The organism is Mesorhizobium sp. M0317, from assembly GCF_040321555.1.
Lineage (GTDB): Bacteria > Pseudomonadota > Alphaproteobacteria > Rhizobiales > Rhizobiaceae > Mesorhizobium.
Window position 1 is genome coordinate 102,275 of the sequence record NZ_JAMYRV010000005.1, and the last position, 18,030, is coordinate 120,304.

At 64.7% G+C, this 18,030-nt stretch carries 16 protein-coding genes; 13 read left to right on the top strand and 3 right to left on the bottom strand.

The genetic code is table 11. The annotated features are described in order from the left end of the window. Positions 1-161 precede the first annotated feature (161 nt). The 5 genes from obgE (at position 162) to NKI88_RS06850 (ending at position 5,855) form a co-directional block, all read left to right on the top strand. Positions 162-1,193, top strand: coding sequence for a GTPase ObgE (gene obgE, locus NKI88_RS06830; RefSeq protein ID WP_352654334.1), 1,032 nt, complete (start codon positions 162-164; stop codon positions 1,191-1,193). A gap of 2 nt (positions 1,194-1,195) precedes the next feature. Then, entirely contained in the window at positions 1,196-2,374 is a 1,179-nt protein-coding gene (gene proB, locus NKI88_RS06835; RefSeq protein ID WP_023752648.1) for a glutamate 5-kinase, read from the top strand. Between the two features lie 3 nt (positions 2,375-2,377). After that, complete coding sequence (locus NKI88_RS06840) at positions 2,378-3,664, top strand: glutamate-5-semialdehyde dehydrogenase (protein ID WP_023752647.1); 1,287 nt, start codon at positions 2,378-2,380, stop codon at positions 3,662-3,664. A 203-nt stretch (positions 3,665-3,867) separates the two neighbouring features. Further along, entirely contained in the window at positions 3,868-4,500 is a 633-nt protein-coding gene (locus tag NKI88_RS06845; RefSeq protein ID WP_023712012.1) for a nicotinate-nucleotide adenylyltransferase, read from the top strand. A 74-nt stretch (positions 4,501-4,574) separates the two neighbouring features. Then, on the top strand, positions 4,575-5,855 hold the full coding sequence (locus NKI88_RS06850) for an MFS transporter (RefSeq protein WP_352654337.1): 1,281 nt from the start codon (positions 4,575-4,577) through the stop codon (positions 5,853-5,855). A gap of 15 nt (positions 5,856-5,870) precedes the next feature. Here the strand turns inward: NKI88_RS06850 and NKI88_RS06855 are convergent, their stop codons facing one another. Beyond that, entirely contained in the window at positions 5,871-6,725 is an 855-nt protein-coding gene (locus NKI88_RS06855) for a mechanosensitive ion channel family protein (RefSeq protein ID WP_023736854.1), read from the bottom strand. A 241-nt stretch (positions 6,726-6,966) separates the two neighbouring features. Between NKI88_RS06855 and rsfS the strand changes: the two genes are divergently transcribed. The 8 genes from rsfS to NKI88_RS06895 all read left to right on the top strand — a co-directional run bounded on the left by rsfS (position 6,967) and on the right by NKI88_RS06895 (position 15,307). Next, positions 6,967-7,344: a ribosome silencing factor gene (rsfS, locus tag NKI88_RS06860; RefSeq protein WP_023668698.1), complete on the top strand. Its 378-nt coding sequence runs from the start codon at positions 6,967-6,969 to the stop codon at positions 7,342-7,344. Between the two features lie 62 nt (positions 7,345-7,406). Next, positions 7,407-7,889: a 23S rRNA (pseudouridine(1915)-N(3))-methyltransferase RlmH gene (gene rlmH / locus NKI88_RS06865; RefSeq protein WP_023668699.1), complete on the top strand. Its 483-nt coding sequence runs from the start codon at positions 7,407-7,409 to the stop codon at positions 7,887-7,889. Positions 7,890-8,011: 122 nt separating this feature from the next. Further along, on the top strand, positions 8,012-9,370 hold the full coding sequence (locus tag NKI88_RS06870) for a murein hydrolase activator EnvC family protein (protein ID WP_352654339.1): 1,359 nt from the start codon (positions 8,012-8,014) through the stop codon (positions 9,368-9,370). A gap of 1 nt (position 9,371) precedes the next feature. Beyond that, positions 9,372-10,697: a S41 family peptidase gene (locus NKI88_RS06875; protein WP_023668701.1), complete on the top strand. Its 1,326-nt coding sequence runs from the start codon at positions 9,372-9,374 to the stop codon at positions 10,695-10,697. Between the two features lie 180 nt (positions 10,698-10,877). Then, positions 10,878-12,059: a divergent polysaccharide deacetylase family protein gene (locus NKI88_RS06880; protein WP_352654341.1), complete on the top strand. Its 1,182-nt coding sequence runs from the start codon at positions 10,878-10,880 to the stop codon at positions 12,057-12,059. A 2-nt stretch (positions 12,060-12,061) separates the two neighbouring features. Further along, positions 12,062-12,577 (top strand): RNA pyrophosphohydrolase, encoded by a 516-nt coding sequence (locus NKI88_RS06885; protein WP_023704925.1) that lies wholly within the window; start codon positions 12,062-12,064, stop codon positions 12,575-12,577. Positions 12,578-12,847: 270 nt separating this feature from the next. Further along, the gene (gene alr, locus NKI88_RS06890) at positions 12,848-13,957 is read left to right on the top strand and encodes an alanine racemase (protein ID WP_352654343.1); all 1,110 of its coding nucleotides are present in this window, start codon (positions 12,848-12,850) and stop codon (positions 13,955-13,957) included. A 93-nt stretch (positions 13,958-14,050) separates the two neighbouring features. Further along, a complete protein-coding gene (locus NKI88_RS06895) occupies positions 14,051-15,307 on the top strand; it encodes a D-amino acid dehydrogenase (RefSeq protein ID WP_023668705.1) in 1,257 nt (418 codons plus the stop codon). A gap of 102 nt (positions 15,308-15,409) precedes the next feature. Here the strand turns inward: NKI88_RS06895 and NKI88_RS06900 are convergent, their stop codons facing one another. After that, positions 15,410-17,563: a phospholipase D-like domain-containing protein gene (locus tag NKI88_RS06900; protein WP_352654345.1), complete on the bottom strand. Its 2,154-nt coding sequence runs from the start codon at positions 17,561-17,563 to the stop codon at positions 15,410-15,412. After that, the gene (locus NKI88_RS06905; protein ID WP_023737897.1) at positions 17,560-18,000 is read right to left on the bottom strand and encodes a phospholipase A2 family protein; all 441 of its coding nucleotides are present in this window, start codon (positions 17,998-18,000) and stop codon (positions 17,560-17,562) included. Before NKI88_RS06905 ends, NKI88_RS06900 begins: the two co-directional genes overlap by 4 nt. Positions 18,001-18,030 lie beyond the last annotated feature (30 nt).

The following is an 18,030-nucleotide window of genomic DNA, read 5'->3' on the forward strand; positions in this document are numbered from 1 at the left end:
GCCCCTCAAGCTCCGTCCGCGAACACTGCTACCGCGTCCCCGGCAAAAGGGCATCCGGCGCTTTAGTCGCAAAACGGCCTCGCCCTTGGCCGCGCCTTGGTTTAGAGCAAGGCGCAAGATCTAAAGCAAAGCCGCAAGGCCAACAGAAACTGCGTAGTCCAATGAAATTTCTCGATCAAGCCAAGGTTTATATCCGCTCCGGCGACGGTGGCGCCGGCTCTGTGTCGTTCCGGCGCGAAAAATTCATCGAGTTCGGCGGCCCGGATGGCGGCGACGGTGGCCGCGGCGGCGATGTCTGGCTGGAAGCGGTCAATGGGCTGAACACGCTGATCGACTATCGCTACCAGCAGCACTTCAAGGCCAAGACCGGTGTCCACGGCATGGGCCGCAACATGACCGGCGCCAAGGGCGCCGATGTGACGCTCAAGGTGCCGGCCGGAACCCAGGTGTTTGCCGAGGACAATGAGACGCTGATCTGCGACCTGACCGTGGTCGGCCAGCGCTTCCTGCTGGCCAAGGGCGGCAATGGCGGTTTCGGCAACCAGCATTTCAAGACCTCGACCAACCAGGCGCCTCGCCGCGCCAATCCGGGCCAGCCCGGCGAAGAGATGAATGTCTGGCTGCGGCTGAAGCTGATTGCCGACGCCGGCCTGGTCGGGCTGCCAAATGCCGGCAAGTCGACTTTTCTGGCAACCGTCACCGCAGCCAAGCCAAAGATCGCCGACTACCCCTTCACCACGCTGCATCCAGGTCTCGGCGTTGCCCGCATCGATGCGCGCGAATTCGTCATCGCCGACATTCCGGGCCTCATCGAGGGCGCGCATGAGGGTGTCGGCATCGGCGACCGGTTCCTCGGCCATGTCGAGCGCACGCGTGTGCTTTTGCACCTGGTCTCGGCGCAGGAGGAAAATCCTGGAAAGGCCTACAAGACCGTGCGCGCCGAGCTGGATGCCTATGGCAATGGGCTGATCGAGAAGGTCGAGATCGTGGCGCTGAGCCAGGTCGATATCCTCGACGCCGATGAGCGCAAGAAGAAGGTTGCGTCGCTCAAACGCGCTGCCGGCCGCGCGCCGATGCTGCTGTCGGCGGCCACCGGCGAGGGCGTCGAAGCGGTGCTGCGGGCGCTGATGGCGGTTGTCGGCGAAGCGCGCGACAGGGCTGACGCTCCCGTCGAGACCCGCTGGGACCGATAGCGATGACGGCGCAGTCGCTGACAAAATACCGGCGCATCACGGTCAAGATCGGTTCGGCCTTGCTGGTCGACCGCACCAGCGGCCTGAAGCGCGACTGGCTTGCCTCGCTTGCTGAGGATATTGCGGTGCTCGCCAATGGCGGCGCCGAGATCCTGGTCGTATCGTCCGGCGCCATTGCGCTCGGCCGCACCATTCTCGGTCTCGGCAAACGGGCGCTGAAGCTGGAAGAAAGCCAGGCGGCTGCGGCCGTCGGCCAGATCGCGCTGGCCGGCGCGTGGTCGGATGCGCTGGGCAAGGGTTCGCTGAAATCGGGCCAGATCCTGCTGACGCTGGGCGACACCGAAGAGCGCCGCCGCTATCTGAATGCCCGCGCGACGATCTCGACGCTGCTCAAGATGAAGGCGGTGCCGGTCATCAATGAGAACGACACGGTGGCGACCTCCGAAATCCGCTATGGCGACAATGACCGGCTGGCGGCCCGGGTGGCGACGATGATGGGCGCCGACCTGCTTGTGCTGCTCTCCGACATTGACGGGCTCTATACGGCGCCGCCGGCGCGCGATCCCGATGCGAAATTCATTCCGGTGGTCGACCGCATCACGCCCGATATCGAGGCGATGGCGGGGGCGGCCGCTTCCGAACTGTCGCGCGGCGGCATGCGCACCAAGCTCGATGCCGGCAAGATCGCCACCGCCGCCGGCACCGCCATGATCATCACCTCGGGCACAAGGCTGTCGCCACTGATGGCGATCGAGCGTGGCGAGCGCGCCACCTTCTTCAGGCCGAGCGCCAATCCGGTGAAGGGCTACAAGAGCTGGATCGCCGGCCAGCTCGAACCGGCGGGGCGGCTCACCGTCGATGCCGGCGCCATCGGTGCGCTGCTGTCCGGCAAATCTTTGCTGCCGGCCGGCGTCAGGCTGGTCAGCGGCAATTTCTCGCGCGGCGACACGGTGGCGATCCTGTCGCCGGAAGGGCGCGAGATCGCGCGCGGGCTTGTTGCCTACGATGCCGCCGATGCCGTAAGGATCGCAGGCCTGAAGACCGCCGAGATCGAAACCGTGCTCGGCTACGAGGCGCGCTCGGCGATGATCCACCGCGACGATCTGGTGGTGAGCGATCCGGGTGACCAGATACGGGCTGCCGGCCAGGTATGGGCCGGGGGCGAGGTAAGCGGAGGATGAGACATGCTGAAGTTGCATGAACAATCCGGGGATGACACCGTCGCGCTGATGGCTGATATCGGCCGCCGCGCCCGCGCGGCCGCCCGACCGTTGGCGATTGCGACCGCCGCCGCCAAGGATGCCGCACTTCTCGCCATGGCCGACGCGATCATCGCGCGCCAGCAGCAGATTCTCGATGCCAACGCCATCGATGTCTCTAACGGACACGAATCGGGCTTGTCCGGCTCCTTCATGGACCGGTTGAAGCTCGATCCGGCGCGCACCCGTGCCATGGCGGATGGCATCCGTGAAATCGCCGAGCTCAGGGACCCGGTCGGCGATGTGATCGCGGCCTGGGATCGCCCCAACGGCCTGCAGATCGAGCGCGTGCGCACGCCGCTCGGCGTTGTCGGCGTCATTTATGAAAGCCGGCCGAATGTGACGGCGGATGCCGGCGCGCTCTGCCTCAAGGCCGGCAATCCGGTGATCCTGCGCGGCGGCTCGGACTCGCTCAATTCGTCCGCCGCCATTCATGCCTGCCTGGTCGAGGGGCTGAAGGCCGCCGGCCTGCCGGAAGACGCCATTCAGCTGGTGCCGACCACCGACCGCGCCGCCGTCGGCGAGATGCTGAAGGGGCTTTCCGGCAATCTCGACGTCATCATTCCGCGGGGCGGCAAGAGCCTGGTCGGGCGCGTCCAGAGCGAGGCGCGGGTGCCGGTCTTTGCCCATCTTGAAGGCATCTGCCATCTCTACATCGACCGCTCGGCCGATCTCGACATGGCGGTCAGGATCGCCGTCAACGCCAAGATGCGGCGCACCGGTGTCTGTGGCGCTGCAGAGACTTTGCTGGTCGACCGCGCGGTGGCCTCCACACATCTGGTGCCGATCCTCGACGCGCTACGCGCCGCCGGCTGCGAGATCCATGCCGATCAGGAAGTGATGAAGCTGTTCTTCGACGCCAAGCCGGCGACCGATGCCGACTGGATGACCGAATATCTCGAGGCCATCATCGCGGTAAAGCTGGTAGACGGAATTGCCGGTGCCATCGACCATATCGAGACGTTCTCCTCACACCACACCGAGGCGATCATCGCCGAGGATACCAAAGCGGTCGAGCGGTTCTTCAACGAGATCGACTCGGCGATCCTTTTGCACAATGCCTCGACGCAGTTCGCCGATGGCGGCGAATTCGGCATGGGAGCCGAGATCGGCATCGCCACCGGCAAGATGCACGCGCGCGGACCGGTTGGTGTCGAGCAGCTGACCTCGTTCAAATACCGCGTGCGCGGGTCGGGACAGGTGAGGCCTTGAATCATTCGCGTCAGGGCTTGAGGCATTGAGCCCAGACACCCCCCTCTGTCCTGCCGGACATCTCCCCCGCAAGGGGGGAGATCAGGTTTTTCTTCCGCTTTCGCCAATCACTAACGTTGCAAGAAAAGTGCCTTTGCCGAAGCTGCTGATCTCCCCCCTTGCGGGGGAGATGCCCGGTGGGGCAGAGGGGGGTGCCTAGCACCATGCTGTCGTCCCTTCAGCCCGCCATCCCCTCGCACTACCTCCGTATGCCGCATGCCGAGAAAGGCCTCGCCGTCGGTCTGTTCGGCGGATCGTTCAACCCGCCGCATGCCGGCCATGCGCTGGTGGCGGAAATTGCCTTGCGGCGCCTCGCGCTCGACCAATTGTGGTGGATAGTGACGCCTGGCAATCCGCTGAAGAGCACCAGGGAACTGGCGCCGCTGAGCGACCGGCTGCTCCAGTCGGAGCAGATCGCCAAGAACCCGAAGATCAAGGTCACCGCCTTCGAGGCGGCGTATCATATTCGCTTCACCGCCGACACGCTGGCGCTGGTCAAGGCACGCAATCCCGGCGTCGACTTCGTCTGGATCATGGGCGCCGACTCACTCCGCGATTTCCACCGTTGGCAGCGCTGGCGCCAGATCGTCATGACCTTCCCCATCGCGGTCATCGACCGCCCGGGCGCGACGCTGTCCTTCCTGTCCTCGGTCGTGGCCAAGACCTTCGACTATGCCCGCGTCGACGAGGGTGACGCGCCCCGGCTCGCCCGCATGAAGGCGCCGGCCTGGACTTTTATTCACGGCCCGCGTTCGTCGCTGTCATCGAGTGCTATTCGCCAGCAAGCCAAGGGGTAACTCCGTAAGACCAGATCGCCGATGTCGCTTTTACGGCGGCCTTTCGCGATTGGCTGGGCGATGCTGCGCTGGATATGGCCACTTCAGTGAACCAGACCGATATCGGCCCCAATCATGGCGCCCCGCCGGCGCCCGTGATCGCCATTGCCAGCGTAATCGTGTCGATGGCGCTGATCGCGGTCGGCAACGGGTTGATGTTCGCCTATATCCCGGTCCGGCTTGGCGTCGAGCGCTTCGATCCGACCTGGGCCGGGCTGATCATCACCGGCCTGTCTGCCGGCGGACTTGCCGGCTGTATCCTGACCGGGCCGCTGGTGCGCCGCGTCGGGCACGCCCGCGCCTTCATGGTGCTGTCGGCGCTGATAGCGCTGTCGAATGCTGCCATTGGCGCCGGCACCTACCCGCTGCTGTGGATCGCGGCGCGCGCGCTTTACGGTTTTGCAATATGCGGCCTGTTCATCGTCGCCCAGAGCTGGCTCAACGATGCCGTCGCAAACGCCATTCGCGGCCGGGTGATGGCGGTGTTTTACGTCGCCTATGTCGCCGGACTTGGCGTCGGCTATGCCCTGCTGGCGGCGGTCGACATCGCGACGGCGCAGGCGCCGCTGATCGGCATTGCCTTCACCGCAGTGTCGATCCTGCCGGTCGGCATGACGCGGTTGGCTCAACCGCCGCCACCTCGCGCAGCCTCCGTGGCGCTTGGCCGCGCCTGGCGGATCTCGCCGGTCGGCGTGGCCGGCATGCTGGCCGTCGGCGGTCTGTCGATGGCGATCGCCGGGTTCGCACCGATCCATGCCACGGCCAAAGGCTATAGCCAGGCCGATGTGGCGCTGCTTTTGTCGGCGATGCCCGTCGGCACGCTGATCCTGCAGATACCGCTCGGCTGGATTTCCGACCGTACCGATCGCCGTTACGTGCTGGCCGGCGCTGCGGCACTGGCCATCGTCGCCGGTATTCTGGCCATCGGCTTCGACCGCGGCGCGCTGATGGTGCTCGTGGTGATCTACATCGTCTGGGACGGCGCCTCGGAATCGATCTATTCGCTGGCCAGCGCGCATGCCGCCGACCGCGCCGGCAAGGACGACATGGTGGCGCTGTCGAGTTCGTTGCTGTTTGCCTGGTCGCTGTCGGGGTTCATCGTGCCGGGTATCGTGACGGCCCTGTCGGCTGTCTATGGCACGCAGGCCTTCATTTATGTGGCCATCGTCATCGCCACTGTCTTCTGCCTGTTCGTGCTGTGGCGAGTGGCCACCACGCGCGCCGTCCCCGCTACGGAGACCAGCAGTTTCGCGCCGATGTCGGCGCAGGCGCCGCTGCCGGTGGAGCTCGCCTACGCCCCGGAAGATAAGCGCTGAACGGTTTCACAGCTCCTACTGCCTGGTGGCGGCAGTTTCCTGTCGAGCCTCCGGCGGAGGTGCGGGAACCGAAATGGCTTCGGCGTCGAACGCCTGCTTGACGCGTTTGGTGAGATCGATCTGGGTGGCGAAGAAATCCGCCGCCGTGGTCCAGTAGCGCAAGGTGATGGCGACGCTGGCATCGCCCACCGTGGCGACGAAGGCGATCGGCGCCGGCTCTCGCTTGACGCGGCGCTCGCCGCCGGCAACGCCCAGCATGGTTTTCTGCGCCAGGTCGATGTCGTTCCAGGAGCCGATGCTCAGCGTGATGTCTCCGCGGCGCACACCGTTGCGGGTAAAATTGCGCACCGGCTGGTTCCACAGCGTCGAATTGGGCGCCAGCACATAGACGCCGTCTGTCGTGCGGAGCTTGGTGGCGAACAGGCCGATTTCCTCGACGGTGCCGGAAATGGCGCCGACCTCGACATATTCGCCGATGCGGAATGGCCTGAGCGCCAGAAGCATGATGCCTGCGGCGATGTTCTGCAGCGTGCCTTGCAGCGCCAGGCCGATTGCCAGCCCGATGGCGCCGATGGCGGCGATGATCGAGGCCGTCTGAACGCCGAACTGGCCGAGCACCATGATGACCACCAGGATCAGGATGGCGTAGCGCACGATCTTCGAGAAGAAATGGCGCAGCGTCGCGTCGAAACCATGGATATGGCCGAGGCCGGCTGAGATCGATCGTTCTGCGAGCCCGGCGACGAGATAGCCGACGACCAGCAGGATGATGGCGCCGATGGCGGAGAAGGAATAGGAAACGATCAGTGTGCTGAGTTGCGCAAGGCCAGCCTGCACGGTGAGCAGCGTGTTCTGGGGGTCGATTGGCATCAGGAAAATCCGTTTGGGGGGTGTGTCGATAACCCCTGCCGCGGCCATGGGTTCCGATTTTTCTCAAGGCTCCGGAACCGGAAGTCGTGCACTGCGTTCGCGGTGGCAGGGCCTCCCGTCTTGAAACTGCAAGGGAACTCTGCCTATCTATAGGGTGTCACCTGATTTCGTGGGTGATTTGGTTGTTCTTGCTGCGAAAGGAAATACACTGAGAACAGCATTGCGGAAGAAGGCTGACATCATGCCTTCGCCGGCCAGGATCAGCGTAGATGACGCCGTGTCCCGTGCCATCAAGACAGTCCTTGCCAGTCTGGAAGACTCCAAGGCCGAAAATATTGTCTCAATCGACATTCAGCGGAAATCGAGCCTCGGCGACTATATGGTCATCGCGTCGGGCCGGTCGCACCGTCATGTCTCGGCTGTCGCCGACCACCTGCTCAAGGCGCTCAAGGATGCCGGTCTCGGCACGGCGCGCGTCGAGGGGCTGTCCGGCGCCGACTGGGTCCTGATCGATTCAGGCGACATCATCGTCCATGTCTTCCGCCCAGAAGTCCGCGAATTCTACAATCTTGAAAAGATGTGGCAGGCGCCGGACCTCGAGGAAGAGACCTTGCACTGAGCTTCGTCTCATGTCGTAACCATCCTGGGTGCGACATGGATTGAAAGCTCGCCGAGGCAGGGATGAAGATAGCAGTTCATGCCGTGGGCCGGATGAAGGCCGGCCCCGAGAGAGAGCTCGCCGACCGCTATTTCGAGCGTTTCGCCAAGAGCGGCCCGGCGATCGGGTTCGAATTCTCTGGTGTCGCCGAGATCGCCGAGGGACGAGCCCAGAACGCCAATGAGCGCCGCCGCGAGGAAGGCCAGAAGCTGCAGGCACAGCTGCAGCCGGGCACGGCGCTGTTCCTGCTCGACGAACGCGGCAAAAACCTGTCCTCAGACGATTTCGCCAGCCGTATCGGCCAGCTGCGCGACGGCGGACGCAAGGCGTTGGTCATCGCCATTGGCGGCGCCGACGGGCACGACCAGTCGATTCGCGATCAGGCTGAGCTGATGGTCTCGTTCGGCGCGGCGACCTGGCCGCACCAACTGGTGCGTGTCATGCTGGGCGAGCAGCTCTATCGGGCGGCAACGATTCTTTCGGGACATCCCTACCACCGTTCGTAAATCAGTGGGTCGAGGGTCAATCGTCCGGATTTCCGCCCCAATGCGCGGCTGTTTTGTGCTAGGCTTCGGTTCGATCATGGTTGATGGTTCGTTAACGAAGCCACGCATAGAGTCGGGCTTCAATGGCTGACAACGGGAAATCACGAACGGGCTTCCGGCACGCGCGCTGCGGCATCGCTGCAGCGGTGGTTTTGCTGTCGCTCGGGCTTGCGCGGGCCGAAAACACGCTGGACGTGGCGCCCGACCCCGATCTGAGCCGTGCCGAATATGAGAAGGTGTCGGCCGAGATCACGCTGTCGTCCGAACGGCTGGCCAAGCTCGCCGCCGACATTGCTTCGGTCAAGAAGGACCATGCCTCGATCACCGCGGCGCTTATCCAGTCGGCGATGACCGAGCAGAAGCTCGGCCAGGACATCGAGGATATCGGCGCCAGGCTCGAAGGACTGAAGGGCGAGGAACAGAAGATCCGTGTCTCGCTGGCGGCGCGGCGCGACGTGCTGGCCGAGGTGCTGGGCGCGCTGCAGCGCATGGGGCTCAATCCGCCGCCGGCGATCCTGGTCAAGCCGGAAGACGCACTGTCGTCGGTGCGCAGCGCCATCCTGCTCGGCGCAGTGGTGCCCGAACTGCGCCAGCAGACCGACAAATTGCTGGCCGACCTCAGGGAACAGACCCGGGTGACGGCCTCGATCGAGGCCGAGCGGACGCGGCTGACGGCGGCGGTCGGCGAGCAGACGGCGGAAAAGAAACGCCTCTCCATGCTGCTCGAAGCCAAGCGGAAGCTCGAGGCGGACACCTGGACGGCGATGGCCGCTGAAAAGGAGCGGTCCCAGACGCTTGCGGCCAAGGCCGGCAGCCTGAAAGAGCTGATCGCTTCGCTTGAAGCCGACAAGAGCCGCAAGGCGGCGGATGCCGTCAAGGCAGGCGAGCAGAAAGCGGCCGACAGCGATAAGCCCGACGCCGATAACGCCGATGCAGGCACAACCGCGTCGACGGAACTGGCTTCGCTGCCCGTGCCGGAAGGCAACCGCCTCACCGCCGCCGCGCCGTTTTCGGCACTTCAGGGACAGGTCTCGCTGCCGGTCACCGGCAAGATCAAGCTGCGTTTCGGGGCCGATGACGGTAACGGCGCGGTGATGCTTGGCGACATGGTTGCGACACAATCGGGAGCCATCGTCACGGCACCAGCGGACGGAAATGTGCTTTATGCGGGGCCTTTTCGCTCTTATGGTCAACTCTTGATCCTCAATGCGGGAGACGGCTATCATGTCGTCCTGGCGGGGATGAGCAGAATCAGCGTCGCGTCTGGCCAGTCGGTGCTCGCAGGAGAGCCGGTCGGCGCGATGGGAGAGGCCCGGGTGGCAAGCACCTCGGCCTCGAAGAATGGAAATGCCACGCCGGAACTCTATGTCGAGTTCCGCAAGGATGGAAAACCCGTCGATCCGACCCCATGGTGGGCGGACCGCTTCTCTGGAAGGACGTGAAATGATGCGGAAACTGTCGCTTCTTATTGCCGGTGCGCTGATGGGCGCGTCAGCGATGAGCCTGGTCTATGGCGCGCCCGGGTCGACGGCGAACGCTGCAGGCTCCGAGACCTATAAGCAACTGGCGATCTTCGGCGACATCTTCGAGCGCGTACGGGCGCAGTATGTGACGCCGCCGGACGACAAGTCGCTGGTCGAAAACGCCATCAATGGCATGCTCACCTCGCTCGATCCGCACTCCTCCTACATGAATGCCGAGCAGGCGCAGGACATGCGTGTGCAGACCAAGGGTGAGTTCGGCGGCCTCGGCATCGAGGTCACCATGGAGAACGATCTGGTCAAGGTGATCACGCCGATCGACGACACCCCGGCTGCCAAGGCAGGCGTGCTGGCCGGCGACTATATCGCCAAGATCGACGGCCAAGAGGTTCGCGGCCTGACGCTCAACGATGCGGTCGAAAAGATGCGCGGCCTGGTCAACACGCCGATCAAGCTGACCATCCTGCGCCAAGGCGCCGACAAGCCGATCGAGCTGACGGTGGTGCGCGATATCATCAAGGTCAAGGCGGTCAAGTTCCGGGTCGAGAACGACATCGGCTACATGAAGATCACCTCCTTCACCGAAAAGACCTATGACGACCTCGAGAACGCCATCGACACGATCAAGAAGCAGGTGCCGAACGACAAGCTCAAGGGCTATGTGCTCGATCTCAGGCTCAACCCGGGCGGCCTGCTCGACCAGGCGGTGAGCGTGTCCGACGCCTTCCTCGACCGTGGCGAGATCGTCTCGACCCGCGGCCGCGACCCGAAGGACGTCACACGCTTCGACGCCAAGGCAGGCGACGACATCGGCGCCAAGCCGCTGATCGTGCTCGTCAATGGCGGTTCGGCCAGCGCCTCCGAGATCGTCGCCGGCGCGCTGCAGGATCTGCGCCGCGCCACAGTGGTCGGCACGCAGTCGTTCGGCAAGGGCTCGGTGCAGACCATCATCCCGCTTGGCGAGAACGGCGCGCTGCGCCTGACGACGGCGCTCTATTACACGCCGTCCGGCAAGTCGATCCAGGGCAAGGGCATCACGCCCGATATCAAGGTCGACCAGCCGCTGCCGCCCGAACTGCAGGGCAGGGACCTGACGCGCGGCGAATCGGACCTCAAGGGCCATATCAAGGGCGCCGACGAGAGCGATACCGGCTCGGGCTCGGCTGCCTATGTGCCGCCGGATCCGAAGGACGATCTGCAGCTGATCTATGCCGAACAGCTGCTGCGCGGCCAAAAGACCGATCCGGCATTCCCGCCGAATCCGGAGAAGGCAGTGCTTAACCAGTGAATCGACTGGTAGCTCTGGCTGCCCAATCGAAGCGATGCAATGCTGCCGGGACCGTGAGGTTCCGGCAGTTTGATTCGGGGGCAGCTGGGCGCTGTGCCTCAAAAGGCGCAGGGGACGCGCCGTCAGTTTTGGATCTGCGCATGGCGAAGATTTCGCTGATCACGCGCCGGGGGATGCGGCTTGGCTGACGTCGGCAAGGACATCGAACGCCCGCTCGGACAGACCGTCCGACCGCGTGCCGCGTCGCGCGGGATCAGCGCTGGCGCCGTCGCGGCGATGCTGGTCGTGCTGGCCGCGGTCGGCATCTCCGGCGCGATCGCGCTGCGCGAGAAGCCGTTCCGCAAACCGGAAGCAATCGCGGTCTCGACGCCGAGGGTGACGGCGGCGGCCGAGCCCGCGGCCGCAGCGCCCACTGCTCAAGCGACGGCGGCAGCGCCGAAGGCGGAAACGCCCAAGGCCAGCGGTCCGCAGATCATCCATGTGCAAACCCAGGAGGGTGACGGCCCGCCCAATGCAGCCATTGTCATCCATGACCCGTCGACGATCGGCCAGAACCTGAAGATCGCGCATATCCCCGACAGGGCGCTGATCGAGGCCAGCGACACCGGCCCGCTGCCGGTTCGCGCCGCTGACGGCCGGCGGCCGTTCGATGTCTATGCGCGGCCGTGGTCGGGTTCGCGTGGCGCTCGAGTGGCAATCGTCATCGGCGGGCTTGCCGTGTCGCAGACCGGCACGCAGGCCGCGATGGCCAAGCTGCCGGCCGAAGTGACGCTGGCTTTTGCGCCGCAAGGCAACAGCATCGGCCGCTGGATGCAGGCGGCACGGCAGAGCGGGCATGAGGTGGTCATGCAGGTGCCGCTCGAACCGTTCGACTATCCCAACGTCAATCCCGGCCGCAACACGCTGACAGTGGCGGCAAGCCCGGACGACAATCTGAAGAATCTGCGCTGGGCGCTGTCGCGGACCACCAACTATACCGGCGTCATGAACTATATGGGGGCGCGCTTTTCGGCCGACGCGACAGCGATGGGGCCGTTCATGGCCGAGCTTGGCAAGCGCGGCCTTGCCTATGTCGATGACGGCTCGTCCGCGCGGAGCCTGGCGTCCGATCTCGCCTTGAAGGACGGTGTGCCGTTCGTCGCCGGCGATACGGCAATCGACGCCGTGCAGGACCGCGGCGCCATCCTGAAAAAGCTCGACGCGCTGGAAGCGACCGCGCGTGCCAAAGGCTCCGCCGTCGGCATCGGCTCGGCCTTCGACCTCACCGTCGATACCGTGGCGTCCTGGGTGGTCGAAGCAAAAAAGCGCGGCATCGAGATCGTGCCGATCTCGGCGGTGGCCATCGACCCGGAAAAAGGCTGATCATGACGAAGAAACCTGTCGACCCCGAGACGCTGCCTTACCGCCCTTGCGTAGGACTGATGATCCTCAATGGCGACGGGCTGGTCTGGGTCGGGCACCGCATCGCCGAACCGGACAGCGAATTTGCCGGGACCACGCAGCTCTGGCAGATGCCGCAAGGCGGCATCGACGAGGGCGAGGAGCCGCTGCAGGCGGCCGGGCGCGAGCTCTATGAAGAGACCGGCATGCGCTCGGTCACGCTGCTGGCCGAGGCGCCGCACTGGATCAACTACGACCTGCCGCCCGATCTGGTCGGCATCGCCCTCAAGGGCCGCTATCGCGGCCAGACGCAGAAATGGTTCGCCTACCGCTTTCACGGCGAGACCAGAGAGATCCAAATCAATCCGCCGCCGGGCGGCCACACCGCCGAATTCGATGAATGGGCATGGCGGCCGATGCAGGACCTGCCCGATCTGATCGTGCCGTTCAAACGGAAGGTCTATGAGGATGTGGTGGCGGCGTTCCGTCATCTAGCCTAGCTGATGTGACGGTTCGCACGGCACCTGATTCGTGCTTTATTGATCGGGACACCCGCAGCCACGAGACCCATATGAACGACGCCGGGCAATGGCCTCTTAGCGCAGCGTCTGGGCTGCCCCTCACCTGCCTGCCGGCTTTCGTCACACGAAAAGCCAAGCAGTTGGCTTTTCGTCCGCCTTACGCGGACCGCTCCTCAACTCCCCGTATAGGGCCGGGGAGAAATATCCGGCAGGACAATGAGGGGCAGCGCCGACTTCAGCGGGTCTGCAATGCATAAAGCCAAAGATACGATCAGCGAAGCGGCGGCCGGCGCCATTCTCACCATCGATCTCGGCGCGGTCAGGGAGAATTACCGGCGGCTCAAGGCAAAGCTCGGCGGCGTACGCTGCGCCGGCGTCGTCAAGGCCGACGGTTACGGGCTCGGCGCGCGGCAAGTGGCGGCGGCACTGGTTGCCGAAGGCTGCGACAGCTTCTTTGTCGCTCATCTCACCGAGGGTGTCGCGCTGCGCGACGCACTCGGACCGAAGCTGGAAATCCATGTGCTGAACGGCCTGCCGCCGGGCTCGGAACCCGAAGCGGTGGCCGCCGACCTTGTTCCCGTCATCAACAGCACCGGGCAACTGAAGGCGTGGAGCGAGGCAGGCCAAAAGGCCGGCCGCAAGCTCAAGGCCGCCATCCAGGTCGACAGCGGCATGTCGCGGCTGGGCATGGCGCCGGCAGAGGTCGAGGCGCTTTCGGCCGATGCTTTCGCCGGCGTCGATGTCGTCCTCGTCATGAGCCATCTGGCCCGCGCCGACGAACCGACCAATGCGGCCAATGACGCGCAACTTCGGGAATTCGAACGGCTGCGCAAAATGCTGCCCAGGGCGCCGGCGTCGCTCGACAATTCCTCCGGCATCTTTCTTGGGCCGCGCTATCAGTACGACCTCGCGCGTCCGGGCGCTGCGCTCTACGGCATCAATCCGACACCTGATGAGGCGAACCCGATGCTGCCGGTGGTGCGGCTCGAGGCAAAGATTATCCAGACACGCGGCATCGATAAGGGCGCGGGCGTCGGCTACGGACATGCGTTTCTGGCCAGTGGTCCCTTGCGAGCGGCCACGATCTCGCTCGGCTATGCCGATGGCTGGCACCGGCGCGCGGCTTCGGCTGCCTGGCTCAACGGCGTGCGGCTGCCCTTTGTCGGGCGGGTGTCGATGGATTCGATCATCCTCGACATCTCGGCCCTGCCGGCCGGCCGGCTGCGAGAGGGCGACCTTGTCGAACTCCTGGGTCCCTCGCAGAGCGTCGATGACGCCGCTGGTCATGCCGGCACGATCGGTTATGAAATCCTGACCAGTCTCGGACCTCGCTTCCACCGGCGCTATGTCAACGAATAGAGCCGCGACACGCCGCCCCTTGGCGGACGCCGCAGAATCCGGCAGACAGGAGGCGGCGGCCCTCTGACGGAAGTCGTCGTGGAGAGTGATGCGATGAAGATCTTCGTGTTGGGCGGCGGCGTTATCGGGGTCACCACTGCCTACTATCTCGCCGAGGCCGGCCACGAGGTGACGGTGTTCGACCGCCAGAAAGGGCCGGCGCTGGAAACCAGCTTCGCCAATGCCGGCGAGATCTCGCCGGGCTATGCCTCGCCCTGGGCCGGCCCCGGCATTCCGCTGAAGGCAATCAAGTGGCTGTTGATGAAGCACGGCCCGCTGGTGGTGCGGCCGGCCTTCGATCCGTATATGTGGACATGGCTCATCAAGATGCTGCGCAATTGCACCGCGGATCGCTACGCCATCAACAAGGCGCGCATGGTGCCGCTCGCCGAATACAGCCGCGACACGCTGAAGGCGCTGCGCGAGGCGACCGGCATCGCTTATGACGAGCGGACCAAGGGCACGCTGCAGCTGTTTCGTACGCAAAAGCAGCTCGACGGCACCGGCGGCGATGTCGAAGTGCTGAAGAAATATGGCGTTCCCTACGAGTTGCTCGATCCCGAAGGCTGCATTGGGGCCGAGCCGGCGCTGGCCGGCGTGCGGGAAAAGTTTGTCGGGGGGCTGAGATTGCCCGGCGACGAAACTGGCGACTGCAAGATGTTCACCGATCGGCTGGCCGAGCTCTGCGTGGCGCGCGGCGTCACGTTCGAGTACGGCACGCAGATCCGGCGCTTCTCCAAGAACCGCAATCGCATCGTCAGCGTCGGCACCGACCAGCGCTCGCGCGCGGCCGACGCTTATGTGCTGGCGCTGGGCAGCTATTCGGCGCGCTTCATGCGCCTGCTCAGGCGCCCGATCCCGGTCTATCCGGTCAAGGGCTATTCGATCACCGTTCCTATCAAGGACGCGGTCGCCGCCCCGGTGTCGACGGTGATGGACGAAACCTACAAGGTGGCGATCACCAGGCTCGGCGACCGCATCCGCGTCGGCGGCACGGCGGAGATTTCCGGCTTCGATCTCAGGCTGCATGAATCGCGCCGGCGCACCCTCGAACATTCGGTCGGCGATCTGTTCCCGGATGGCGGCGACCTCAAGGCGGCATCCTTCTGGTGCGGGCTGCGGCCGATGACGCCGGACGGGCCGCCGTTGGTCGGCCGCACCGAGTTCTCCAACCTCTATCTCAACACCGGGCACGGCACGCTTGGCTGGACCATGGCCTGCGGCTCGGCCAAGGTGCTGTCCGACATCATCTCCAGCAAGGTGCCTGATATCGATGTGAGGGAGCTGGGGCCGGAGCGGTATTTGAGGTAGGGGTGCTTTTTAAAGCTCGCGGCCAGCACCCCTCTGTCGTACCGGACAGAGGGGGTGTAAAGGATCGCTACAGAACGGCATTCCTTCAGCCTCGCCAGCCCTTCAAAACGCCTCCTTCACCCAACCCTTCGAGAACAGCCATCGGTAGGCCCACGGTATCGTCACCTCGGTCGATACCTGGTTCGAATGGGCGACATAGTCGTCATAGACCGGCTGCATCCTGGCGTAGAAGGCAGGGTCGAGCACCGTCATGCCGTTCTCCAGATCGTGGAAGAAACTGCGGTTGTTGAGATTGACCGACGAGATCGTCACCAGCCTTTCGTCGATCATCATGATCTTGGAGTGCAGCACGACATCGGGCGCCTTGAATTCGCGGATGTTGATGCGATTCCCATATTTCTCGACGAACAGCTTGTTGAGCGCGGTCAGCAGCTTGCCGCCAATATCGCCCTTGAGGTCGATGCGGCCGACAATGTCGATCCTGACGCCGCGCGCCAGCGCCCGCTCGATGGCCAGGCTGAGCTTCGGCGTCAGATTGAGGTAGGGATTGACGATCTCGATATGGTGCCGGGCAGTGTCGATCAACTCGACGAAGTAGGTCTCGAGCGCATGGTTGTCCTCATAGGGCACGGAAATGAAATGGCGCACCGTGCCCGGCGGGCGCCGGCTGTCGGAGCGCACCGGAATGGAGAAGGGTCTTGCGATGTTGGTGTCGGCGTCGCGCAGCCATAATGTCGAGAGATGCGCGGCCAGCGTCTCGACCGTGGCCGGGTCGGCAAACTCGATGTCGAAATCGCTCCAGTTCGAATAGTAGTTGAGCGAGAGGCCGTCGGTCTTGCCGTATTGCTCCAGGTTCGGATAGCGCGACAAGTCGATCGGCTTGTGGAACAGGAAGCCGTCATGAATGTTGCGGCCGCCGATGATGACGCGCGAGCGGGCGGGATCCTCGGCAAGTGTCGCCAGCATCTTGACGTGATGGGTCTTGTGCAGCTGCGACAGCTGCTCGTCTATCGGCGCGCCGTGGTCGGCCCGCCAGCGGTATTCCTGCAACTCGACATTGGGATAATCGGCCGCCAGCCGGTGCAGCAGGGCATCGTCCTTGTCGCGCTCCAGCACGTCTGTGACCATGATGCGCACTTTGGTGCCGAGGGCTGCGTGATGGCGGATCAGCCGCTCGATGACGCGGCCGGAAAAGTCGGCCTTGAACTCCAGCGACGACAGATAGACCAGCTTGAGTTTCGGCGCGCGCGAGAAATCGAGCGGCAGTTCGGGGTCGGCCTTGTCGAAGGCGCTGTCGGGTAAAGGCGCGCCGAGCAGCGCTTCGACCTTGGCGTTGAAACCGTCGCGCGACTTGCGTAACAGGCGCGGTGACCCGAGCGGCAGCGAACAGGTCTGCGACAGCCAGCGGCCGGCGTAGAAGACGCTGGCAAGCTTATCCAGGCCGGATGGATCGGGCACTGGACAACGCTCGTAGCGGCTGTCGAGCGCGGCTATCGCCGGATAGGCAACCTCTTCGCGCAGGATGGTGAGCGGGGCGCCTGCCGGCGCCAGACTGGAGCTGAGCTTGAGACTGCAGCGGTTCAAACCATCGCTGGGGAACAGGCTGGCGGTTTGCTCGGCCGACAGGCGGAGCCGGAAGGCGGCACCGCTCGCCACGCTGCGCGAGCCACCGCCGGCGCGAATCGCCAGCGCGCCGTCGCAGGCGCCCGATATCTCAACCGGCTGCTTTCCCGGCTGGCGCATCACGATCTCGACCGAGCGCGCCTGCAGGCCGGAAAAGCTGAACGTCTTTGGCGCGGAGGGCCGCGCGGCGGCGGCGACATAGAGCGTCTGCCGCGACACCCGCCAGCGGCCGTCGAAATGGCCTTCGCCGGCTGTGCCGCTCACTGCCGGCATCTGTTCGGCGGCAACCGGCTTCGCCAGCTGTTCCAGTGTCCGGTAGGTGGCTTGGAAATCGCGGTTGGCGATGGCGTGGCGGTCATGGCCGAACGGACCGGTGCCGTTCGCCCTGTCGATGGCGCCGATCTGGTTGTGGGCGAGCAGCGCCAGAAACTGCCTTTCATAGTCGCTGGCACCGGCATCGCCGAAAAACGCTGCTGCTGCAGTCTGCGGTCCGGGCGTGCCGGCCGATACCGACGGCCGGCCGCAATCCTTCGCATCGGGGAAGAAATCGCAGCTGTGCCGAATCGGGGCGGCGCAAGCGGCAAGGGCCGCCAGCCCCAGCCCGGCCAGAGCCAGGCAGATGGCGCGGTTCATCCCGTGGCCCCGTTCATCGTCTTCAGCTCAGCCGGGTCGCGCGGCGGCATAAAGCCTTGCGGAAAGACCTTGCAGACGGGAAGTGCGAAAGTGGCGATCAAAAGCTCGGCCTCGCCGCGCTCCTTTTTCGGCGCTGTCTTGTCATCACGGATCGCCTTTGCCGAGGCGACGAGCGCGCCGTCGCAGTCGCAATGATTATGGCGCGCGATGTAGCAGGCGTCATGGATTTGGCAGGCGCTGTCGAGGCGATTGACAGGGCGAGCCGAGAGGTCGCCGGTGCGGGTGCCGGGACCGCAGTAATTGCCGAAGACGAAAGGCGACGGGCGGGCCATTGCGATGCGGACCGGCTTGGGCAATTCGGCTTCCGGAACTTCGGTCCATGGATTGGCGCAGGCGGAAAGCGCGACAAGCGGCAAGATGGCGAGCACCGCTCGCATTTTGATCCGCACCAGCTTTGCAAAAAAGTG